Here is a 22,469-nt window from a genome sequence, read left to right on the forward strand (position 1 = left end):
TTAAAACACGCCGCCAAATCGGCATGATTTTCCAACATTTTAATTTATTGACCTCTCGAACCGTTTTTGAAAACGTAGCGTTACCACTTGAATTAGAAAATAAATCGAAAGCAGAAATTCAAGAGAAAACGACCGCACTTTTAGCGCTTGTAGGATTAAGTGATAAACATAATGTGTATCCTGCTAATCTCTCTGGTGGTCAAAAACAACGTGTAGCTATTGCGCGTGCACTTGCAAGCGATCCAAAAGTCTTACTCTGTGATGAAGCCACTAGTGCATTGGATCCCGCTACAACTCAATCCATTCTAAAATTATTAAAAGAAATCAACCGCACTTTAGGTATCACTATTCTTCTTATTACTCATGAAATGGAAGTAGTTAAACGCATCTGCGATCAAGTTGCAGTAATTGATAAAGGTCGCCTGATTGAACAAGGCACAGTTAGTGAAATTTTCTCTAATCCGAAAACAGAATTAGCCCAAGAATTTATCAGCTCGACTTTCCACATTACGTTGCCGGAAGAATATTTAGAAAATTTATCTGATACACCAAAACATGCCAAATCGTATCCAATCATCAAATTTGAATTTACCGGTCGTTCAGTAGATGCCCCATTACTTTCTCAAGCATCGAAAAAATTTGGCGTGGAACTCAGTATCTTAACATCACAAATTGATTATGCCGGCGGGGTAAAATTTGGCTTTACTATTGCAGAGGTTGAAGGTGATGAAGATGCGATTACGCAAGCCAAAGTTTATTTAATGGAAAATAACGTTCGAGTAGAGGTGCTAGGCTATGTTCAATGATTTATGGGCAACATTTAGCCAACAATTTCCCGATAATTTTGCAAGTTTATTAACGGTATCGACCATTGAAACGGTTTATATGTCAGTATTATCGACATTAATTGCGGCTTTATTAGGCTTACCATTGGGTTTTTTAACCTTTTTAACTAATAAAGGGGCGATTTTAGAAAACAAAAAACTCAATGCATTTTTAAATGTCATTATTAATATCGGACGTTCAATTCCTTATATTATTTTGTTACTTGCTTTAATTCCGATAACAAGCTGGTTACTTCCTGGCGGTAGTATTGGTTCTAATGCGGCGATTGTTTCATTAAGTGCAGCGGCAACACCATTTTTTGCACGTCTTACGAGCAATGCACTTTTTGAGATTCCGACTGGTTTGACTGAAACCGCAAAAGCCATGGGCGCAACCAATTGGCAAATTATTCGTAAATTCTATTTACCTGAATCTTTACCTACGCTCATTAATGCCATTACGCTCACTTTCGTGACATTAATTGGCTATACCGCAATGGCGGGAACGCAAGGCGGTGGCGGCTTAGGAAGCCTCGCCATTAACTACGGTGTCTATCGCAATATGCCATCGGTAACTTGGGCGGCAACGATTGTTATCGTGATTATCGTGATGCTCAGTCAAAAATTAGGTGACACGCTCGCAAAACGAGTGGATCACCGTTAATTGTTTTCTATACCATTTTATTCACAACAAGGAAAAAACATGAAATTAAAAAACTTATTTGCTATCACCGCTATTGCATCAGCATTAGTATTAACAGGTTGTAAAGAAGATAAAAAAGCAGATGCTGCATCAACTGCGCCGGCTGCAACATCAATCAAAGTTGGTGTAATGGCAGGTCCTGAGCACCAAGTAGCCGAAACCGCTGCAAAAGTGGCAAAAGATAAATACAACTTAAATGTTGAATTTGTTTTATTCAATGATTATGCATTACCAAATACTGCTGTATCTAAGGGTGATTTAGATGCTAACGCAATGCAACATAAACCTTACTTAGATGAGGATGTAAAAGCGAAAAACTTAAATAACTTAGTGATCGTTGGTAACACCTTTGTTTACCCACTAGCTGGTTATTCTAAAACCATCAAAAATGTAAATGAATTAAAAGATGGCGCAAAAGTTGTTGTACCAAATGACCCATCAAACCGTGGTCGTGCATTAATCCTCCTTGAGAAACAAGGTTTAATCAAACTTAAAAATTCTAGCGATCTTCTTTCAACTGTCGCAGATATCGTTGAAAATCCGAAAAACTTAAAAATTTCTGAAGTGGATACCTCTGTTGCAGCTCGTGCATTAGATGATGTTGATCTTGCGGTTGTAAATAACACTTATGCAGGTCAAGTTGGCTTAAATGCACAAGATAACGGTGTATTCGTAGAAGATAAAGATTCTCCATACGTAAACATTATTGTTTCTCGTACTGATAACAAAGACAGCAAAGCGATCCAAGATTTCGTAAAAGCGTACCAAACTGAAGAAGTTTACCAAGAAGCGAAAAAACACTTTAAAGATGGTGTTGTAAAAGGTTGGTAATCTTAACTTAAGCAAAATATTTCAAAGCCACCGATTAAGGTGGCTTTTTTATTGATGAAAAGAAAGTGATCTGCCCCCCCAAAAGTTGGACAGGTTAGTTAACTTAAATATTGAGCTCGGTATTGCACTGGGCTCAATCCTTTGAAAGCAAGTTTAATGCGTTTTTGGTTGTAATACACTAAATATTCTTCAATTTCAGCCTGTAATTCAGTGATTGAATGATAAGTCCGAGAGTAAAAACACTCTGATTTTAGTATCGCAAAAAAACTTTCAATCACCGCATTATCGTAGCAATTTCCTCGGCGACTCATACTTTGAACCGCTTTACCTTCCAACATTTTCACCCATTCCGCCGTGCCATACAAATACACCTTGGTCACTATGAATAATCGGGCATTCTGTCGGTTTAAGCCGACTAAGCCCTTGTTCTAACATCTTTTTTACCAATGAAAACTTCGGGCGTGTCGCAAAGTTATAGGCAATAATTTCTCGGTTAGCCAAGTCCATCAACGGTGAAAAATAAAGCGTTTCTTGACCAACATGAAATTCCGTTACATCCGTTACCCATTTTTGATTGAGTGCCGTTGCTGTAAAATCACGATTCAGCAAATTCGGGGCAATATGCGATGTTTTTCCACGTTTTCCATGTCTTTTCTTGCGTAAAATGGAATGAATACCTAACTCGTTCATCAGCTTTAACACCGTTTTATGATTCAAATTAAAACCCATTTGGCGTAATTTAAACGTCATGGGGCGATAACCATCTCGTTTTCTGTTCTTTTTATACAGCGATAAGATAGCCTCTTTTACCTCGTGATAATTTCGCTTAACCTCTTTATAGTAAAAGCTTGAGCGAGGCATTTTAGCCACATGAAGTAAATTATTTAATGCATAGTTTGGCTTCAATCTTTCAATGATTTTTCTTTTTTCTGTCGTTGTTTTTGACGGTCGAGCTTCTCCAACTCCTTTAGGTAAGCAATCTCCGCACGAGCCAAGGCGAGCTCTCGTTGTAACTTTTTAAACGCTTTAGGTGAAAAGTCTGTGGTTTCTGGAATTTCAATGTCTTTCTTTTTCATCTTTGGCTTCGCTATTTTCGGTGTTTGAAGGTTTTTATAAGGCGATTTTACGCCATCAAGCCCTCTTTCCCGAAATGCTTTTAGCCAATAAATGACGAGAGCGTGGGAAATTTGATGAAGTTTAGCCACCTCACGGATACCATAATCCTGTTCGGTGACGAGTTTGATAATTTTCAAACGAAATTGATAAGGGTAGGACATAATCTGCACCTCAAATTAGGTGTCCAGGTTTTGGGGTGCAGATCAAAGTGCGGTCAGTTTTTTATGATACTTTTCCAAAAGAAAAACTCATCAAAAACTGATCTGCACCCCAAAAGTTGGACTCAACAAACCAACAATTGAGGTGCAGATTTTTTTATGGGTAAACACTACACAATCGAATTTAAATTACAGGTTATTCAACCTATTTTGAATGAGAAAATGAGTATTAGAGAAGCCGCGCGTTTTTACAATATTCCCTCCAACACCCTAGTCGGGACATGGTTGAAACGGTTTGAAAAAAGTGGCATAAAAGGACTTATTCCCCGTAAACCATCAGGACGACCGCCGATGAAACCCAAATATGCAAAAATGCCACCGCCACCCAAAACTGAAGAAGACCGTTTACGCCTGAGAATTTTACAGCTTGAAGCGGAGGTGGCCTACCTAAAGGAGTTGAGAAGGCTCAGACTTCAGGACGAAGCCGAGCAACGGAAATTATCCAAAGGTTAAGAACACGCTATCCGTTAAAATGGCTTTTAGGTTTTGCACAGTTAGCGCGTAGTACGTTTTTTGCAAAACTTCAGATTAAACCGGATAAGGATGAGCAGCTGAAAAAGGCCATTAAACGCATCAAAGCCAATCATCCTGATTATGGCTACCGACGAGTTCATGCCAGCTTGCCAGGCGTGAATCATAAAAAAGTTCAACGTTTAATGCAGACACTTGGGCTTCAAGTGCAGTCAAGAAAAAGCAAGAAATTGACGACCTATCGAGGCACGATAGGGGTGATTGCACCGAATCATCTTGAACGCGATTTTAGTGCAACGGCCCCGAAACAAAAATGGGTGACCGATATCACAGAGTTTAAGACGAAAGATGGGAGTAAAGTCTATTTATCCCCAATTTTAGACTTATTTAACAATGAGATAGTCTCCTATAATCTCAGCTATTCCCCAAACTGGGCGCAAGTAGAGGACATGTTAATGCAAGCCGTCAAAGGATTAAATAAAGCTTGTGGTATCATTTTGCATTCAGACCAGGGATGGCAATATCAAATGGTAGCTTATCGTCGAATCTTGGCTGAACATGGCATCATTCAAAGTATGTCGAGAAAAGGGAATTGCTTGGACAATGCCGCGATGGAAAGTTTCTTTGGGCGATTAAAAACGGAATGTTTTTATGGTCGGGAATTTAAAACAAAAGAAGAGATAGTTGATGCTGTCAGAGATTATTTGGATTACTATAATCATCGACGGATTCAACTAAAATTAAAAGGACTGAGTCCGATACAATATCGAAAACAATCCTTTAAATAACAGTCTAACTTTTTGGGGTCAGATCAAAACTGACCGCACTTTATTTATTGAGATAATAAAAAACCCGAGCCTAAACTCGGGTTTTCTTTTTATCGATTAGCGATTACTCTGCATCATCTGCCATATTAAGCATTTCTGCTAAGTTAGTTGTTGCATCATCTGCTGTCATCACGAATTCATCAGCAATTGCTGCTTCATCGTCTTCAGACAATTTAATCACAACATCGTCTACAATACGTTTTTTGTGGCGACCTTGGTGATACGCAAACCCCGTACCTGCAGGGATTAAACGACCTACGATTACGTTCTCTTTCAAGCCACGTAATTCATCACGTTTACCCGCCACTGCCGCTTCAGTAAGCACGCGAGTGGTTTCTTGGAACGATGCCGCAGAAATGAAGGATTCTGTCGCCAATGACGCTTTGGTAATACCAAGTAATTCACGTTCGAATTCAACTGGTGGTTTACCTTCCGCTTCACGTTTACGGTTCACAATTTTCACGCGAGCTACTTCAACTTGTTCCCCTTCAAGGAATTCGCTGTCATAAGCTTTCGTAATGACTGCTTTACGTAACATTTGACGTACGATAACTTCGATGTGCTTATCGTTAATTTTTACCCCTTGTAAGCGGTAAACTTCTTGCACTTCGTTCACGATATATTCAGTTACAGCACGAACACCGCGTAAACGTAAGATATCGTGTGGAGTCTCTGCACCATCAGAAATCACGTCACCACGTTCTACCATCTCACCTTCAAATACGTTGAGCTGACGCCATTTTGGAATCATTTCTTCGTAGATTTCACCTTCAGTTGGTGTGATTAGCAAGCGACGTTTACCTTTGGTTTCTTTACCGAAGGACACGATACCTGAAATTTCTGCCAAGATAGCAGGCTCTTTCGGTTTACGAGCTTCGAATAAATCAGCAACGCGTGGAAGACCACCGGTAATATCTTTAGTACCCACAGATTCTTGTGGAATACGTGCAAGTGGTTCACCCACTTTTACTTCTGCACCGTCATCTAAACTTACGATTGCTTTACCTGGTAAGAAGTATTGTGCAATAACGTCAGTTTCAGGTAAGAAGATATCGTTACCTTTTGCATCAACTAATTTGATGGTTGGGCGTAAATCTTTACCTGCTGTTGCACGTTCACCCACATCTTGTACGACGATAGAAGAAAGACCGGTTAATTCATCCGTTTGACGAGTTACAGTTAAACCATCCACGATATCAACAAATTTAACAAAACCTGATACCTCAGAAACAACTGGCATAGTATGTGGATCCCAGTTTGCCACTGTTTCACCTGCTAATACTTCTTGACCGTCTGCTTTATTTAATACAGTACCGTAAGGCACTTTATAGTGTTCTTTCGTACGACCAAATGCATCAGTCACTGTTAATTCAGTATTACGAGAAGTTAAAACTAATTTACCTTCATCATTAACAACGAATTTCGCGTTAGCAAGGTGTAAAGTACCGTTGTTTTTGATTTGTACGCTAGATTCTTTCGCTGCTGCAGAAGCCGCACCACCGATGTGGAACGTACGCATGGTTAACTGTGTACCTGGCTCACCGATAGATTGAGCAGCGATAACACCCACTGCTTCACCTTGGTTGATGAGGTGACCACGCGCTAAGTCACGACCGTAACATTTCGCACATACACCGAAGTCAGTATCACAAGTTACAACAGAACGTACTTTTACGCTGTCCACTGAGTTTGCATCTAACACATCACAAAGTTTTTCATCTAATAAAGTGTTACGTGCAATTAAGACTTCTTCTGTACCTGGTTTATACACATCTTCAGCTACAACACGACCTAACACTAATTCGCGAAGTGGAACTTTCTCATCGCCACCTTCGATTAATGGAGTCATGACTAAGCCTTCGTGCGTACCACAGTCATCTTCAACGATCACTAAGTCTTGTGCTACATCAACTAAACGACGAGTTAAGTAACCAGAGTTTGCGGTTTTTAATGCAGTATCCGCCAAACCTTTACGCGCACCGTGGGTTGAAATAAAGTACTGAAGTACGTTCAAACCTTCACGGAAGTTCGCTGTAATTGGAGTTTCGATGATCGAACCATCTGGACGCGCCATCAAACCACGCATACCTGCTAACTGACGAATCTGAGCTGCAGAACCACGCGCACCAGAGTCAGCCATCATAAAGATGCTGTTGAAAGAAGCTTGTTTCTCCGGATTACCTTCACGGTTGATAACTTCTTCCTGAGATAAGTTTTCCATCATCGCCTTAGCTACGCGCTCATTCGCCGCAGCCCAAATATCGATGACTTTGTTATAACGTTCGCCAGCCGTTACAAGACCAGATTGGAACTGTTCTTGAATTTCAGCTACTTCAGCTTCTGCTGCAGAAATAATTTCGTATTTTTTCTCTGGGATAACCATATCATCGATACCCACAGAAGAACCTGAACGTGCCGCATAAGCAAAGCCGGTATACATAATATGGTCAGCAAACATTACTGCTTCTTTCAAACCTAAACGACGATAAGCTTCGTTGATGAGTTTAGAAATTGCTTTTTTACCTAATGTTTGATTGAACAATGAATATGGCATACCTTTTGGCGCGATCATCCATAAGATTGCACGACCGATAGTGGTATCGGTTAATGTAGTTTTCTCTTCGAATTCACCAGCTTCATTTTTCACATATTCAGTAATACGTACTTTAACGCGAGAATGTAATTCTGCTTCACCTGTACGATATGCTTTTTCAGCTTCGCGTGGATCTTGCAATAACATGCCTTCGCCTTTACCGTTTACTTTTTCACGGGTCATATAGTAAAGACCCAACACCACGTCTTGTGATGGAACGATAATAGGATCACCGTTTGCAGGTGAAAGTACGTTGTTGGTTGACATCATTAACGCACGCGCTTCTAACTGCGCTTCAAGTGTTAATGGTACGTGAACCGCCATTTGGTCACCATCGAAGTCCGCGTTGAACGCCGCACAAACAAGTGGGTGTAACTGGATTGCTTTACCTTCAATTAGAAGTGGCTCAAACGCTTGGATACCTAAACGGTGAAGTGTCGGTGCACGGTTCAATAGAATTGGGTGCTCACGAATAACTTCTGCCAAGATATCCCAAACGATCGCTTCTTCACGCTCAACCATTTTCTTAGCCGCTTTAATTGTAGTTGCATAACCACGGCTTTCTAATTTTGCATAGATAAACGGACGGAATAATTCCAATGCCATTTTCTTCGGTAAACCACATTGGTGTAAGTGCAAGTATGGACCTACAGTGATTACAGAACGGCCAGAATAGTCAACACGTTTACCTAATAAGTTTTGACGGAAACGACCTTGTTTACCTTTGATCATATCCGCAAGTGATTTTAATGGACGACGGTTAGAACCCGTAATCGCACGACCACGACGACCATTATCTAATAACGCATCAACAGATTCTTGTAACATACGTTTTTCGTTGCGCACGATAATATCTGGTGCGATTAAATCTAATAAACGTTTTAAACGGTTGTTACGGTTGATCACGCGACGATATAAATCGTTCAAATCAGATGTTGCAAAACGACCACCATCTAATGGTACTAACGGACGTAAATCTGGTGGAAGTACTGGTAATACAGTCATCACCATCCACTCTGGTTTATTACCAGACTGTTGGAAAGCTTCTAATAATTTTAAGCGTTTAGTGATTTTCTTACGTTTTGTTTCAGAGTTAGTTTCTTGTAACTCTTCACGTAATTTCTCACATTCCACTTCAAGATCAATACCTTTAAGTAAATCTTGAATTGCTTCAGCACCCATTTTCGCTTCGAATTCATCTTGCCAACGGTCTTCAGCATCAAGGAATTGTTCTTCAGTTAATAACTGTCCACGCTCCAAATCGGTCATACCCGGTTCGGTCACGATGTACATTTCAAAATAAAGCACACGTTCAATATCACGTAATGGCATATCAAGTAATAAACCGATACGGGATGGAAGTGATTTTAAGAACCAAATGTGTGCAACTGGACAAGCCAACTCAATGTGGCCCATACGCTCACGACGTACTTTAGTTTGTGTTACTTCAACACCACATTTTTCACAAATCACACCACGGTGTTTTAAGCGTTTATATTTACCACATAAACATTCGTAATCTTTTACTGGCCCGAAAATACGTGCACAGAAAAGACCATCACGCTCAGGTTTGAACGTACGATAGTTGATTGTTTCAGGTTTTTTAACTTCACCAAATGACCAAGAACGGATCATGTCTGGAGAAGCTAACCCAATTTTAATCACATCAAAATCTTCACTCGTTTTTGATTGTGCTTTTAAAAACTTAACTAAGTCTTTCACAAATAGTCTCCTGTCGGAGTTAAGGGTTTCAAAGTGCGGTCAAAAATATTTTGTTTTTTTAACCGCACTTCGGCGATTTCTTCCTTTTGCTTCCCCTGCGAACAGGGGAAGACAGGTTTGTCGATTACTCTTCGTCTAACTCGATATTCAAACCAAGTGAACGGATTTCTTTCATAATTACGTTGAAAGATTCCGGTGTACCCGGATCCATTTGCTGGTTGCCACCAACGATGTTTTTATACATCTTCGTACGGCCGTTCACGTCATCGGATTTCACAGTTAACATTTCTTGTAAGGTGTAAGCAGCGCCATATGCTTCAAGTGCCCATACCTCCATCTCACCGAAACGTTGACCACCGAATTGTGCTTTACCACCAAGTGGTTGTTGAGTAACAAGACTATAAGAACCTGTTGAACGAGCATGCATTTTGTCATCAACTAAGTGGTTCAATTTGAGCATGTACATATAACCTACGGTTACTGGACGCTCGAATTTCTCACCAGTACGGCCATCATATAACGTAATCTGACCTGAAGTTGGTAAGCCACCAAGTTTCAACATTTCTTTGATTTCTTGCTCAGCAGCACCATCAAACACAGGTGTTGCTACCGGTAAACCTTTACGTAGATTTTCCGCTAAACGCATGATTTCGTCATCGCTAAAGGTGCTTAAATCAACTTTTTGTGCGCCATGACCTAAATCGTATGCTTTTTGCATATAGCCACGAAGTTTCTCAACGTCTTGTTTTTGTTTGATCATCGCATTAATTTGATCACCGATACCTTTCGCCGCTAAGCCTAAGTGGGTTTCTAAGATCTGACCGATGTTCATACGAGACGGTACGCCCAGTGGGTTCAATACGATTTCAACTGGTTGACCGTTTTCATCGTATGGCATATCTTCCACAGGGTTGATTTTTGAGATAACACCTTTGTTACCGTGACGACCCGCCATTTTATCACCCGGTTGGATGTGACGTTTCACCGCAAGGTAAACTTTAACCACTTTTAACACGCCTGGTGCAAGGTCATCGCCTTTAATGATTTTCTTACGTTGTACTTCAAGTTTGTGTTCAAACTCTTTACGTAATTCTTCATATTGCTCAGCAAGCTGTTCTAATTGGTTTTGTTTTTCTTCATCAGAAATGGTTTGTTCTAACCATTTGGTGCGATCCATTTTATCTAATTGAGCCGCATCAATACCGCCAGCGATAAGTACATTACGTACACGAGCAAACAAGCCAGCTTCTAAGATTTCTAATTCATCAGAAAGGTCTTTCTTAGCTTGTTTTAACTGCATTTCTTCAATTTCTAATGCACGTTTGTCTTTTTCTACGCCATCACGGGTGAAGACTTGAACGTCAATTACTGTACCGCTTACGCTGTTTGGTACGCGTAATGAAGAGTCTTTTACATCAGATGCTTTTTCACCGAAAATTGCACGTAACAATTTTTCTTCTGGTGTTAATTGCGTTTCGCCTTTAGGGGTGACTTTACCGACTAAGATGTCACCACCTTTCACTTCAGCACCCACATAAACGATACCTGATTCATCCAATTTGCTTAATGCAGATTCACCAACGTTTGGAATATCTGCAGTGATTTCTTCAGAACCTAATTTAGTATCACGCGCCACACAAGATAATTCTTGAATGTGGATTGTCGTAAAGCGATCTTGTTGTACTACACGTTCAGAAACTAACATTGAGTCTTCAAAGTTATAACCGTTCCAAGGCATGAACGCCACACGGATATTTTGACCTAATGCTAATTCACCTAAGTCTGTTGAAGGACCATCTGCTAATACTTCACCACGGTTAATTGGATCGCCTAAATTCACACAAGGAATTTGGTTGATACAGGTATTTTGGTTAGAACGGGTGTATTTAATTAAGTTATAAATATCAATACCTGCTTCACCTGCTACAGTTTCGTCTTCATTTACTTTGATAACGATACGAGACGCATCAACGTATTGAACTGTACCACCACGTTTCGCGACAACCGCAACACCTGAGTCTAATGCGATTGGTTTTTCCATACCTGTACCTACTAACGGCTTATCAGCACGTAAAGTAGGAACCGCTTGACGTTGCATGTTCGCCCCCATTAAGGCACGGTTCGCATCGTCATGCTCTAAGAATGGAATTAACGCTGCAGCCACAGATACCACTTGTTGGGTTGAAACGTCCATATAATGAATTTCTTCTGGTTTATAAAGACCAGATTCACCACGTTCACCACGAGCAGTAACGAATGCATCTGTAAAGCGATTGTTCTCATCAAGGTTTGAGTTCGCCTGTGCAATGATGTAGTTTGCTTCATCAATTGCAGATAAGTATTCGATTTCTTCGGTTACTTGACCATTCACTACTTTACGATATGGGGTTTCTAAGAAACCGTAATCGTTCGTACGAGCAAACGCAGAAAGTGAGTTGATCAAACCGATGTTTGGACCTTCAGGGGTTTCAATTGGACATAAACGACCATAGTGGGTGTTATGTACGTCACGAACCTCAAAGCCTGCGCGTTCACGCGTTAAACCGCCTGGACCTAATGCAGAAATACGACGTTTGTGCGTCACTTCTGATAATGGGTTGTTTTGGTCCATGAATTGCGAAAGTTGTGAAGAACCAAAGAATTCTTTCACTGCCGCAGAAATTGGTTTCGGATTAATTAAGTCTTGTGGCGTGATTGCATCTAAATCGCCTAAAGATAAACGCTCTTTAACCGCTCTTTCTACACGAACTAAACCAATACGAAATTGGTTTTCTGCCATTTCACCCACAGAACGAATACGACGATTACCCAAGTGGTCGATATCATCCACTTCACCACGACCATTACGGATATCGATGAGTTTTTTCATCACACGAATGATATCGTCGTTACTTAAAATACCAGTACCCTCGCCTTCAGGAATACCTAACGAGCGATTAAACTTCATACGACCTACTGCAGATAAATCATAACGTTCTGCAGAGAAGAATAAGTTATTGAATAATGCTTCTGAAGATTCTGGTGTAGGTGGTTCACCTGGACGCATCATACGATAGATTTCATATAATGCACTTACACGATCGTAAGTTGGATCAACTCGTAATGTTTCAGAAATATATGGACCGTAATCTAAGTCATTGGTGAATAATGTTTCGATCACTTTATAGCCTGCTTGCGATAATTTCGCTAACACTTCTAAAGAAATCTCGCCATTTGCTAGGCAAATGATTTCACCTGATTCAAGATCTACATAATCTTTCGCAGCAACTTTACCTGCGATATATTCAGTTGGCACTCCAACTTGTGTCACATTATCTTTTTCTAATGCTTTGATGTGACGAGCTGTAATACGACGACCGCGTTCTACATAGACTTTGCCATTTGCTTCGATATCAAATGTTGCCGTTTCACCACGTAGACGTTCTGGCACTAATGTCATGAGTAATTTATTGCCAGCAATTTCGAAAGTTACTTTGTCGAAGAATAAGTTTAAGATTTCTTCAACGGTGTAACCTAACGCACGTAAAATAATGGTTGCCGGTAATTTACGACGACGGTCAATACGCGCATATAAGTTATCTTTTGGATCAAATTCGAAATCTAACCAAGAACCACGGTAAGGGATAATGCGTGCGTTATAAAGAACTTTACCTGAAGAGTGTGTTTTACCTTTGTCAGAATCAAAGAATACGCCCGGGCTACGGTGTAATTGTGAAACGATAACACGCTCAGTACCATTGATAACAAAAGTACCGTTGTCAGTCATTAATGGGATTTCACCCATATATACTTCGCTTTCTTTAATGTCTTTGACTGCGCGCGATGAAGATTCTTTATCGTAGCTAACTAAACGTAATTTTACGCGTAAACCTGCTGCATAAGTTGAACCACGAATTTGACATTCACGTACATCAAATTCAGGCTCTTCTAAACGGTAATCAACATATTGTAATTCTGTATAACCGTTATTGCTTACGATTGGGAAAACAGAACGGAATGCAGCTTCTAAGCCTTGTTGACCTTCAGGATCTTTTTGAATGAATTTATCAAAAGAATCTAATTGGATAGTTAATAAATAAGGTACATTTAAAACTTGCGGACGTTTGCCGAAGTCTTTACGAATTCGTTTTTTCTCAGTATAGGAGTAACCCATTATTGGTTTTCCTCTGTAAATTTTAGTGAGACCGAGTTGATATAAAAAAAGTGCGGTCAAATTGATTGACGTTTTTTATTTATATCGGAGATTGACGCCGTTTCGGATACCGCACTCTGAACCTTACTTCTGTAGTGGGCTACTTAAATTAAAACGTCTGATTAATTTAAGTGGAAACAGATACCATTAAACGGAAAATGCCTATCTGTTTTTTGTGCTGTTTTTGATAGCACAAAATGGCTGATGGTAAACCACCAGCCATTAAGCCTGAGAAACAGGACATAAGTGAATCAAAAATTATTTGATTTCTACTTTTGCGCCAGCTTCTTCTAATTCTTTCTTAAGTGCTTCAGCTTCTTCTTTAGAAACGCCTTCTTTTAAGTTAGCTGGAGCAGATTCAACTAAGTCTTTAGCTTCTTTTAAGCCTAAACCAGTTGCACCACGTACTGCTTTGATAACTGCTACTTTGTTAGCACCAGCTTCAGCAAGAACTACGTCGAATTCAGTTTTTTCTTCTGCTGCCGCTGCGCCGCCTGCTGCTGGAGCTGCTGCTACTGCTGCCGCTGCTGAAACACCGAATTTTTCTTCCATCGCTGCGATTAATTCAACGATTTCAGTTACAGTTTTTGAAGCAATCGCTTCAATGATTTGTTCGTTAGTTAATGACATAACAATCAATTCCTAAAATAAATAAAGTTAGATGAAGTAAGAAACACTTAATGATTAAGCTGCTTCTTGTAATTTGTCGCGTAATGCCGCGAAGGTGCGAGCAAGTTTGCCTGCTGCAGCTTCTTTCATTGTGCCCATTAAACGTGCAATCGCTTCTTCGTAAGTTGGTAATGTTGCCAAGAATTCAACATCTTGGATTTTACCTTCAAAGGCTGCACCTTTAATTTCAAACTTATCGTTTGCTTTAGCAAACTCTTTGAACAAACGAGCTGCTGCGCCCGGGTGTTCGTTAGAGAACGCGATAAGTGTTGGACCTACAAACGTATCTTGTAAGCATTCGAAATCAGTGCCTTCAACCGCACGACGTAATAAAGTATTACGAACAACGCGCATTGTTACACCAGCTTCACGAGCTGCTTTACGTAATTCAGTCATTTTATCAACAGTTACACCGCGAGAGTCCGCGATTACTGCTGAAAGTGCACCTTTGGCTGCTTCATTTACTTCAGCAACAATTGCTTGTTTGTCTTGAAGATTTAATGCCATTGGCTTTTAGCTCCTGAATACACTCCGATTTCTCGGAATTAATTTACCTCATCGAAAGAGTTATCTTTCAGACTAGGACGACTTCGGTGCCCAGAAGCAAGAAATATTCTTATTCTGTTCACCATCTACGTAGGATTATTAAGACGATTATTGCTAACCATTCCCTACGGTCTTGGACGGGGCTTGAATAGGTCAAGCACCAACCAGAAATTTTACGCTAAGCGTAATTTAGGAGCAAGATTATAGTGATTAATCTCGCTCTTGTAAAGTCTATTGTAGAAAAAATCTGCAGATTTTGACCGCTCTTTCCTATTATTTTCTTACCGCAATTGCCTCGATTTCTAAGCCAACATCTTTTGGTAAGCGAGCAACTTCTACACAAGAACGTGCAGGGAAGTTAGGATGATTATTTTCTTTAAAGAACTTCTCGTACTCTGTATTTACTGCGGCAAAATCATTCAGATCTTTCACAAACACAGTAGTTTTCACAATATCGCCCACGGTCAAACCCGCTTGTTCAATAATCGCTTTCACATTCTCTAAAGATTGACGCGCTTGTGCCACAATATCTTTCGGCACTTCACCATTCGCCGGATTAACGGGAATTTGTCCAGATGTTAAAACTAAATTACCTAAATCTACCGCTTGAACATAAGGGCCAATTGCTGCTGGGGCTTTTTCTGTATGAATGATTTTAGTCATGATATTCTCCTTTAATAATCTTGACGTATAAACACGCTTGCTATCCTACCATATAAGTGTCTTAATTACTTATATAAGTATTCTTAATCAATCTCTTTTAATACATCATCAGAGAGTTCTTTCTGAGAACCTTCTTTCACTTTGCCATCATTTACTTTAAATTCTAAATTCTGATAATAAGCTTCGCGGAAGGTAACATAAGGATCTTGTGCTTGATTTAGCAACTCGGTTTGGTCCAATGTTTTCGAGCGTTTATCTACCGCTTGTACACCGTATTTCACAAGTGACCACGGACCACCTACCCAATTCCAGAACGGATAAGTATAAGCCGCATCGACCACTGCACCCGTTAATTGACGAGGTGTCGTCGCATTATAAATTGGCAATACAATATAAGTGCCCGCATCTACACCATAGGTGCCCAATGTTTCCCCAAAGCTACGTTGATCATAAACTTGCAATTCTTTACTTGCACTTGCAAAGTCAAATAAGCCACCAATACCAAAGGTTGAGTTAATCCAAAAACGGTTGAAGTGAACAAAGGCTTTTTTCGGCTCACCTTCTAATAAACGGTTAACAAAGCTCACCGGCTCATCCAAGTTATTTGCCACATTGGATAAACCCTTTGTGACCGGTGTCGGCACGTAATCACGCCAGCCTTTTGCTGCCGGTTCCAACACATAGCGATCCATGACTTTATAGTTAAAATCAAACATCGTACGGTTAAAACCTTCTAATTTATCATTGCGTTCACCATCAGCTTTGGTTGCACAACCTGTTAAAACAGCCGTTATCATTAAGCCTACCGCAAGTAAAGGTGATTTTTTCATTCCACTTTCCTATTACAAAAAATTGTCTTTATTCTAACCAACTTGAAAGATAACTACAAAAGAATTTATTTCAGCCTTTGGATTACTCTTTCTATTAGCCATTATTGAAATCGTATTTTTTAGTTTTCAAAAAATCACTTTTGTTCCCAGCATAAACAAAAAATGCGGTTATTCTGATCTGCACCCCAAAAGTTGGACTCAACAAACCAACAATTGAGGTGCAGATTTTTTATGGGTAAACACTACGCAATCGAATTTAAATTACAGGTTCTTCAACCTATTTTGAATGGGAAAATGAGTATTAGAGAAGCCGCGCGTTTTTACAATATTCCTTCCAACGCCCTAGTCGGGACATGGTTGAAACGGTTTGAAAAAAGTGGCATAAAAGGACTGATTCCCCGTAAACCATCAGGAAGACCGCCGATGAAACCCAAATATGCAAAAATGCCACCGCCACCCAAAACTGAAGAAGACCGTTTACGCCTGAGAATTTTACAACTTGAAGCGGAGGTGGCCTACCTAAAGGAGTTGAGAAGGCTCAGACTTCAGGACGAAGCCGAGCAACGGAAATTATCCAAAGGTTAAGAACACGCTATCCGTTAAAATGGCTTTTAGGTTTTGCACAGTTAGCGCGTAGTACGTTTTTTGCTAAACTTCAGATTAAACCGGATAAGGATGAGCAGCTGAAAAAGGCCATTAAACGCATCAAAGCCAATCATCCTGATTATGGCTACCGACGAGTTCATGCCAGCTTGCCAGGCGTGAATCATAAAAAAGTTCAACGTTTAATGCAGACACTTGGGCTTCAAGTGCAGTCAAGAAAAAGCAAGAAATTGACGACCTATCGAGGCACGATAGGGGTGATTGCACCGAATCATCTTGAACGCGATTTTAGTGCAACGGCCCCGAAACAAAAATGGGTGACCGATATCACAGAGTTTAAGACGAAAGATGGGAGTAAAGTCTATTTATCCCCAATTTTAGACTTATTTAACAATGAGATAGTCTCCTATAATCTCAGCTATTCCCCAAACTGGGCGCAAGTAGAGGACATGTTAATGCAAGCCGTCAAAGGATTAAATAAAGCTTGTGGTATCATTTTGCATTCAGACCAGGGATGGCAATATCAAATGCTAGCTTATCGTCGAATCTTGGCTGAATATGGCATCATTCAAAGTATGTCGAGAAAAGGAAATTGCTTAGATAACGCCGCAATGGAAAGTTTCTTTGGGCGATTAAAAACGGAATGTTTTTATGGTCGGGAATTTAAAACAAAAGAAGAGATAGTTGATGCTGTCAGAGATTATTTGGATTACTATAATCATCGACGGATTCAACTAAAATTAAAAGGACTGAGTCCGATACAATATCGAAAACAATCCTTTAAATAGCAGTCTAACTTTTTGGGGTCAGATCATTCCTAACCGCACTTTTTTATCTATTAAATTAAAGTTTTTCTGAAAGCATTGCTTCTAATTTCTCTTGGTCAACTGCAAATTTGCGAATACCATCTGCTAATTTTTCAACAGCCATCGCATCGCTGTTATGTTGCCAATAAAACTCTGCTTCAGTTAACGGTTGAGGTTTCGCTTTTACTTCACCTTTGTACTCTAATTTACGCACAAGTGGAGTTGTGTTTTCTTGTAATTCTTTAAGTAAAGCAGGAGCAATAGTTAAACGGTCACAACCTGCTAATTCAATAATTTCACCCACATTACGGAAACTTGCGCCCATCACCACCGTTTTATAACCATATTCTTTGTAGTAGTTATAAATTTTGGTTACCGAAATGACACCTGGATCTTCTGCCGGAGCATATTCTTTTTTATCGGTATTTGCTTTGTACCAGTCTAAAATACGACCGACGAATGGTGAAATTAAGTAAACACCCGCTTCAGCACATGCACGAGCCTGCGCTTCGGAGAATAATAAGGTTAAGTTACAGTTAATCCCTTCTTTTTCAAGAATTTCTGCCGCACGAATACCTTGCCATGTTGAAGCAATTTTGATCAAAATACGATCATTTGAAATACCTGCAGCATTATAAAGTGCGGTAAGTTTACGTGCTTTTTCAACAGTTGCTTGGGTATCGTAAGAAAGGCGCGCATCCACTTCAGTTGAAATACGTCCTGGGACAATTTTTAAAATTTCTAAACCGATGTTTACCGCTAATTTATCTTCTGCATCAATTAATTGTTGTGCTTTATCCGCACTTTGGGCTTTTGCATAAGCAATCGCTTCATCAATTAATGGTGCATATTGTGGTAATGCTGAAGCACTTAAAATTAAAGATGGGTTTGTTGTTGCATCTTGCGGTTGGTATTTTTTAATTGCATCAATATCGCCAGTATCAGCCACGACGACGGTCATATTACGAAGTGAATCTAACTGTGTTGTCATTATATTCTCCTTGAATGGATTTGTTTGAATTCGACTGTCTTACGATAGCATAATTAGCTTTAAAAAGATAATTCGTCCAAGAAAATATTTACGATAGGGAAAACCAATGCATTCTAGATTTCTCCTCTCATACCATCACTTTTAGCAATCTTTTCGAGATTTATTAGATATAAATCACAAAACGTTACTTTTCTTTAAATAATTACCTCACAAATCTTTACAAAAATGAAATTTTGAGCTAGTAAGAAAAGGACTCTTTATAAAAATATCGCCTAATGACAAGGAGGCTCAAATGCAACACAAACTACTCTTCTCAGCAATCGCTCTTGCTCTTTCCTATTCTGCGCAAGCAGTTATAGTACCTGAGGGAACTCAATTAGATGAAAAACAACATATCGTCATCAATAACGGGGCTGAACCACAAAGTTTTGACCCACAAAAAACCGAAGGTGTGCCAGAATCTAACGTTGCTTATCAATTACTTGAAGGCTTAGTCACCTCAGACTCTGAAGGTAAACTTCAACCAGGTGTGGCTGAAAGCTGGGAAAATACACCTGACTTCAAAACCTGGACATTCCATTTGCGTAAAGATGCAAAATGGTCAAACGGTGATCCTGTTACCGCGCACGATTTCGTGTTTGCTTGGCGTCGTTTAGTGGATCCTGCAACTGCTGCACCTTACGCAAGCTACTTAAGCTATTTACAAGTAGAAAATGCGCAAGACATTATTGACGGTAAGAAAAAACCGGCTGAATTAGGCGTGGAAGCAAAAGATGATTACACCTTTGTGGTTCATGCAACCAATCCTGTGCCTTATGCGGTTAGTTTAACGACTCACCAATCCTTATTGCCATTACCACAAAAAGTAGTCGAAAAATTGGGTGATGCATGGGTGAAAAAAGAAAACTACGTGGGTAACGGTGCGTATAAGCTCGCTAACCACATCATTAACGAAAAAATTGAATTTGAACGTAACCCACTTTATTGGAATGATAAAGAAACTGTAATCAATAGTGCGACATTCCTCGCTATTGAGAACCCAAGTACCGATGTAGCGCGTTATCGTGCGGGCGATTTAGATATGACGAGCTACGCCTTACCACCAGAACAGTTTGCTAAATTGCAAAAAGAATTGCCTGACGAAGTATTCACGACACGTACTCTTGCAACCTATTCTTATGAATTAAACAATAAGAAAGCGCCTTTTGATAACGTGAATGTTCGTAAAGCATTGAACTTATCCCTTGACCGTAATGTGATCACCGATAAAGTTTTAGGTCAAGGTCAAACACCAACCTATGTGTTTACGCCGACTTACATCGAAGAAGGTCATCTTATTCAACAACCTGCTTATTCAAAAGAATCAATGGCACAACGTAATGAAGAAGCCATCAAACTCTTAGAAGAAGCCGGTTACAGCAAAGCGAATCCGTTAAAATTCAGCATTCTTTACAATACCAATGAAAACCACAAAAAAGTGGCTATTGCTGCAGCATCTATGTGGAAAGCAAACACCAAAGGCTTGATTGATGTGAAATTAGAAAACCAAGAGTGGAAAACTTACATTGATAGCCGTCGTGCAGGTCGTTACGATGCGGCACGTGCAGGATGGAATGCGGATTACAACCAAGCCACAACATTCGGCAACTATTTCTTATCTAATTCGAGTAACAATACCGCGAAATATGCGAATCCAGAATATGATAAAGCGATTGCAGAATCTTACGTAGCAACGGATGCAGAAGGTCGTGCAAAAGCTTATGCGAAAGCCGAAGAAATTCTTGCAAAAGATTACGGTATCGTACCAATCTTTAACTATGTGAATCCACGCTTAGTGAAACCTTACGTAAAAGGTTATTCAGGCAAAGATCCGCAAGATCACATCTACTTACGCAACCTTTATATTATTAAACATTAATTCGTTGCTAGTATTTAAGTGCGGTTAAAAATCGTCGCGTTTTTTGACCGCACTTTTCGCCCATTTTGGTTGGAGTTGTTATGCTCAAGTTTATTTTTAAACGGCTGTTGGAGGCATTGCCGACGCTGTTTATTTTGATTACTTTTTCTTTCTTTTTGATGCGTCTCGCCCCTGGCAGCCCGTTCACCTCTGAACGTGCTTATCCGCCAGAAGTCATGGCTAATATCGAAGCGAAGTATCATTTAAATGAACCATTATATAAACAATATTTCCTTTATTTAGAAAATCTTTCCAAAGGCGATTTTGGTCCCTCTTTTAAATATAAAGACCAATCAGTCAATGATTTAATCGCGTCAGCTTTCCCTGTTTCCATAAAATTGGGAATGGTGGCCTTCGCCTTTGCAGTTGTGTTAGGGGTAACAGCAGGTACACTCGCCGCTCTCAATCAAAATAGCCGCTGGGATTATATTTTGATGAGTTTCTCGATGCTTGGGGTCATAATGCCAAGCTTTGTCTTCGCACCAGTCTTGGTGCTGATTTTCGCCATTTATTTGGGTTGGTTACCCGCTGGTGGGTGGAATGGCGGTTCAGCCATGTATATTATTTTACCTGTAGCTTCCTTAACTATTGCTTATGTTGCAGGGATTGCGCGTATCATGCGTGGCTCCATGATTGAAGTGTTGCATTCCAACTTTATTCGTACCGCTAAAGCCAAAGGGCTTTCAACCTCAAGAATCATTTTAAAACATGCTTTACGCCCTGCTCTTTTACCCGTGATTACCTATTTAGGACCCGCTTTCGTAGGCATTATTACTGGCTCAATGGTGATCGAAAGTGTATTTGGTTTACCTGGCATGGGGTTATTATTTGTAAACGGCGCATTGAACCGCGATTATTCTTTAGTTTTGAGCCTCACCATTTTAGTGGGGACATTAACCATTTTATTTAATGCGATTGTGGATATTTTATACGCTATCATCGATCCAAAAATTCGTTATTAAGGATAAATTATGACAGATTATCGTACTCAGCCGATTAATCAGAAAAATGCGGATTTTGTGGAACAAGTGGCTGACCGTATTGAAGAAATGCAACTGGAAGGCCGCAGCCTATGGCAAGATGCGAAACGCCGTTTTTTCCGCAACAAAGCAGCTGTTGCCAGTCTAATTATTTTGGCATTTATTATTATATTTATTACCGTAGCGCCTTGGTTCTTCCCATTTACCTACGAAGATACCGATTGGAATATGATGAGCGCTGCACCAACAATGGAAGGCTATCACTTCTTCGGTACCGATGCCTCGGGTCGAGACTTGTTGGTACGCACTGCTATCGGTGGACGTATTTCATTATTGGTCGGTATTGCTGGTGCTTTCATTTCCGTCACTATCGGCACAATTTATGGAGCGATTTCCGGTTATGTAGGCGGTAAAACAGATATGTTAATGATGCGCTTTTTAGAGATTCTCAGCTCATTTCCATTTATGTTTTTCGTGATTTTGTTGGTGACTCTTTTTGGCCAAAACATTTTCTTAATTTTTATCGCAATCGGTGCCATTGCTTGGCTTGGTCTTGCACGTATCGTACGCGGACAAACCCTCAGCCTAAAAAATAAAGAATTCGTCGAAGCCGCGATTGTTTGTGGCGTACCTCGTCGCCAAATCATTTTGAAACACATTATTCCGAATGTATTGGGCTTAGTGGCAGTATATGCCTCACTTGAAGTGCCGGGGCTCATTCTATTCGAATCATTCTTAAGTTTCTTAGGATTAGGTACACAAGAGCCGATGAGTAGTTGGGGCGCACTATTAAGTGATGGTGCTGCGCAAATGGAAGTCTCGCCTTGGTTATTAATTTTCCCGGCATTTTTCCTTTGCCTTACCCTATTTTGTTTTAACTTTATCGGTGACGGGTTGCGTGATGCACTCGATCCGAAAGATAGATAG

General features: G+C 40.0%; 20 protein-coding genes (1 of these 20 cut by a window edge). 10 read left to right on the forward strand and 10 right to left on the reverse strand.

Going from position 1 to position 22,469, the window contains the following annotated elements; all coding sequences use genetic code 11:
• The 3 genes in view from metN to DX522_RS04275 are tightly spaced (at most 39 nt apart) and all read left to right on the forward strand, a layout consistent with a single transcriptional unit that may run on beyond the window.
• Window positions 1-806, forward strand: the 3' portion of a protein-coding gene (gene metN, locus DX522_RS04265) for a methionine ABC transporter ATP-binding protein MetN (protein ID WP_049367550.1). Its footprint begins 232 nt before the window's first position; 806 of the gene's 1,038 nt are visible here — the last part of the coding sequence; its start codon lies off the left edge, out of view; the stop codon is at window positions 804-806.
• On the forward strand, window positions 796-1,488 hold the full coding sequence (locus DX522_RS04270) for a methionine ABC transporter permease (protein ID WP_115179937.1): 693 nt from the start codon (window positions 796-798) through the stop codon (window positions 1,486-1,488). Before metN ends, DX522_RS04270 begins: the two co-directional genes overlap by 11 nt.
• A 39-nt stretch (window positions 1,489-1,527) precedes the next feature.
• Window positions 1,528-2,358 (forward strand): MetQ/NlpA family lipoprotein, encoded by an 831-nt coding sequence (locus DX522_RS04275; RefSeq protein ID WP_049362494.1) that lies wholly within the window; start codon window positions 1,528-1,530, stop codon window positions 2,356-2,358.
• A gap of 98 nt (window positions 2,359-2,456) precedes the next feature.
• Here the strand turns inward: DX522_RS04275 and DX522_RS04280 are convergent, their stop codons facing one another.
• Genes DX522_RS04280 through DX522_RS04290 form a run of 3 tightly spaced genes read right to left on the reverse strand, consistent with a single transcriptional unit; the run spans window position 2,457 to window position 3,635 of the window.
• Complete coding sequence (locus DX522_RS04280; protein ID WP_115179938.1) at window positions 2,457-2,696, reverse strand: IS3 family transposase; 240 nt, start codon at window positions 2,694-2,696, stop codon at window positions 2,457-2,459.
• Window positions 2,683-3,264, reverse strand: coding sequence for an IS3 family transposase (locus DX522_RS04285; protein WP_262054160.1), 582 nt, complete (start codon window positions 3,262-3,264; stop codon window positions 2,683-2,685). The genes DX522_RS04280 and DX522_RS04285 overlap by 14 nt, the downstream gene beginning before the upstream one ends.
• Window positions 3,261-3,635 (reverse strand): transposase, encoded by a 375-nt coding sequence (locus DX522_RS04290; protein WP_115179457.1) that lies wholly within the window; start codon window positions 3,633-3,635, stop codon window positions 3,261-3,263. Before DX522_RS04290 ends, DX522_RS04285 begins: the two co-directional genes overlap by 4 nt.
• A 156-nt stretch (window positions 3,636-3,791) precedes the next feature.
• Between DX522_RS04290 and DX522_RS04295 the strand changes: the two genes are divergently transcribed.
• On the forward strand, window positions 3,792-4,145 hold the full coding sequence (locus DX522_RS04295; protein ID WP_115179940.1) for a helix-turn-helix domain-containing protein: 354 nt from the start codon (window positions 3,792-3,794) through the stop codon (window positions 4,143-4,145).
• Window positions 4,133-4,951, forward strand: coding sequence for an IS3 family transposase (locus DX522_RS04300; RefSeq protein ID WP_262054281.1), 819 nt, complete (start codon window positions 4,133-4,135; stop codon window positions 4,949-4,951). The genes DX522_RS04295 and DX522_RS04300 overlap by 13 nt, the downstream gene beginning before the upstream one ends.
• A gap of 103 nt (window positions 4,952-5,054) precedes the next feature.
• On the opposite strand, the gene rpoC is transcribed toward DX522_RS04300, so the two are convergent.
• The 6 genes from rpoC to DX522_RS04330 all read right to left on the reverse strand — a co-directional run bounded on the left by rpoC (window position 5,055) and on the right by DX522_RS04330 (window position 16,205).
• On the reverse strand, window positions 5,055-9,305 hold the full coding sequence (gene rpoC / locus DX522_RS04305; protein ID WP_115179942.1) for a DNA-directed RNA polymerase subunit beta': 4,251 nt from the start codon (window positions 9,303-9,305) through the stop codon (window positions 5,055-5,057).
• A 124-nt stretch (window positions 9,306-9,429) separates the two neighbouring features.
• Window positions 9,430-13,458: a DNA-directed RNA polymerase subunit beta gene (gene rpoB / locus DX522_RS04310; protein WP_115179943.1), complete on the reverse strand. Its 4,029-nt coding sequence runs from the start codon at window positions 13,456-13,458 to the stop codon at window positions 9,430-9,432.
• A 297-nt stretch (window positions 13,459-13,755) separates the two neighbouring features.
• A complete protein-coding gene (rplL, locus tag DX522_RS04315) occupies window positions 13,756-14,127 on the reverse strand; it encodes a 50S ribosomal protein L7/L12 (RefSeq protein WP_115179944.1) in 372 nt (123 codons plus the stop codon).
• A 54-nt stretch (window positions 14,128-14,181) separates the two neighbouring features.
• Window positions 14,182-14,673, reverse strand: coding sequence for a 50S ribosomal protein L10 (rplJ, locus tag DX522_RS04320; RefSeq protein ID WP_115179945.1), 492 nt, complete (start codon window positions 14,671-14,673; stop codon window positions 14,182-14,184).
• Between the two features lie 312 nt (window positions 14,674-14,985).
• Complete coding sequence (locus tag DX522_RS04325; protein ID WP_115179946.1) at window positions 14,986-15,375, reverse strand: RidA family protein; 390 nt, start codon at window positions 15,373-15,375, stop codon at window positions 14,986-14,988.
• 83 nt (window positions 15,376-15,458) lie between these two features.
• Window positions 15,459-16,205, reverse strand: a complete 747-nt coding sequence (locus DX522_RS04330; RefSeq protein ID WP_115179947.1) for a VacJ family lipoprotein — start codon at window positions 16,203-16,205, stop codon at window positions 15,459-15,461.
• A gap of 231 nt (window positions 16,206-16,436) precedes the next feature.
• Here DX522_RS04330 and DX522_RS04335 point away from each other — a divergent pair, with 231 nt between their 5' ends.
• Window positions 16,437-16,790 (forward strand): helix-turn-helix domain-containing protein, encoded by a 354-nt coding sequence (locus tag DX522_RS04335; protein WP_115179948.1) that lies wholly within the window; start codon window positions 16,437-16,439, stop codon window positions 16,788-16,790.
• Complete coding sequence (locus tag DX522_RS04340) at window positions 16,778-17,596, forward strand: IS3 family transposase (RefSeq protein WP_262054282.1); 819 nt, start codon at window positions 16,778-16,780, stop codon at window positions 17,594-17,596. Before DX522_RS04335 ends, DX522_RS04340 begins: the two co-directional genes overlap by 13 nt.
• Window positions 17,597-17,651: 55 nt before the next feature.
• Here DX522_RS04340 and tal read toward each other — a convergent pair whose 3' ends face one another.
• Complete coding sequence (gene tal / locus DX522_RS04345) at window positions 17,652-18,605, reverse strand: transaldolase (protein ID WP_115179950.1); 954 nt, start codon at window positions 18,603-18,605, stop codon at window positions 17,652-17,654.
• 292 nt (window positions 18,606-18,897) lie between these two features.
• On the opposite strand from tal, the gene DX522_RS04350 reads away from it, so the two are divergent.
• From DX522_RS04350 to oppC, 3 genes are all read left to right on the forward strand, one after another.
• Window positions 18,898-20,523: an ABC transporter substrate-binding protein gene (locus tag DX522_RS04350; protein ID WP_115179951.1), complete on the forward strand. Its 1,626-nt coding sequence runs from the start codon at window positions 18,898-18,900 to the stop codon at window positions 20,521-20,523.
• 80 nt (window positions 20,524-20,603) lie between these two features.
• On the forward strand, window positions 20,604-21,524 hold the full coding sequence (oppB, locus tag DX522_RS04355) for an oligopeptide ABC transporter permease OppB (RefSeq protein ID WP_014064666.1): 921 nt from the start codon (window positions 20,604-20,606) through the stop codon (window positions 21,522-21,524).
• Between the two features lie 9 nt (window positions 21,525-21,533).
• Complete coding sequence (oppC, locus tag DX522_RS04360; RefSeq protein WP_005651799.1) at window positions 21,534-22,469, forward strand: oligopeptide ABC transporter permease OppC; 936 nt, start codon at window positions 21,534-21,536, stop codon at window positions 22,467-22,469.

Source organism: Haemophilus parainfluenzae (assembly GCF_900450995.1).
Classification (GTDB): domain Bacteria; phylum Pseudomonadota; class Gammaproteobacteria; order Enterobacterales; family Pasteurellaceae; genus Haemophilus_D; species Haemophilus_D parainfluenzae_O.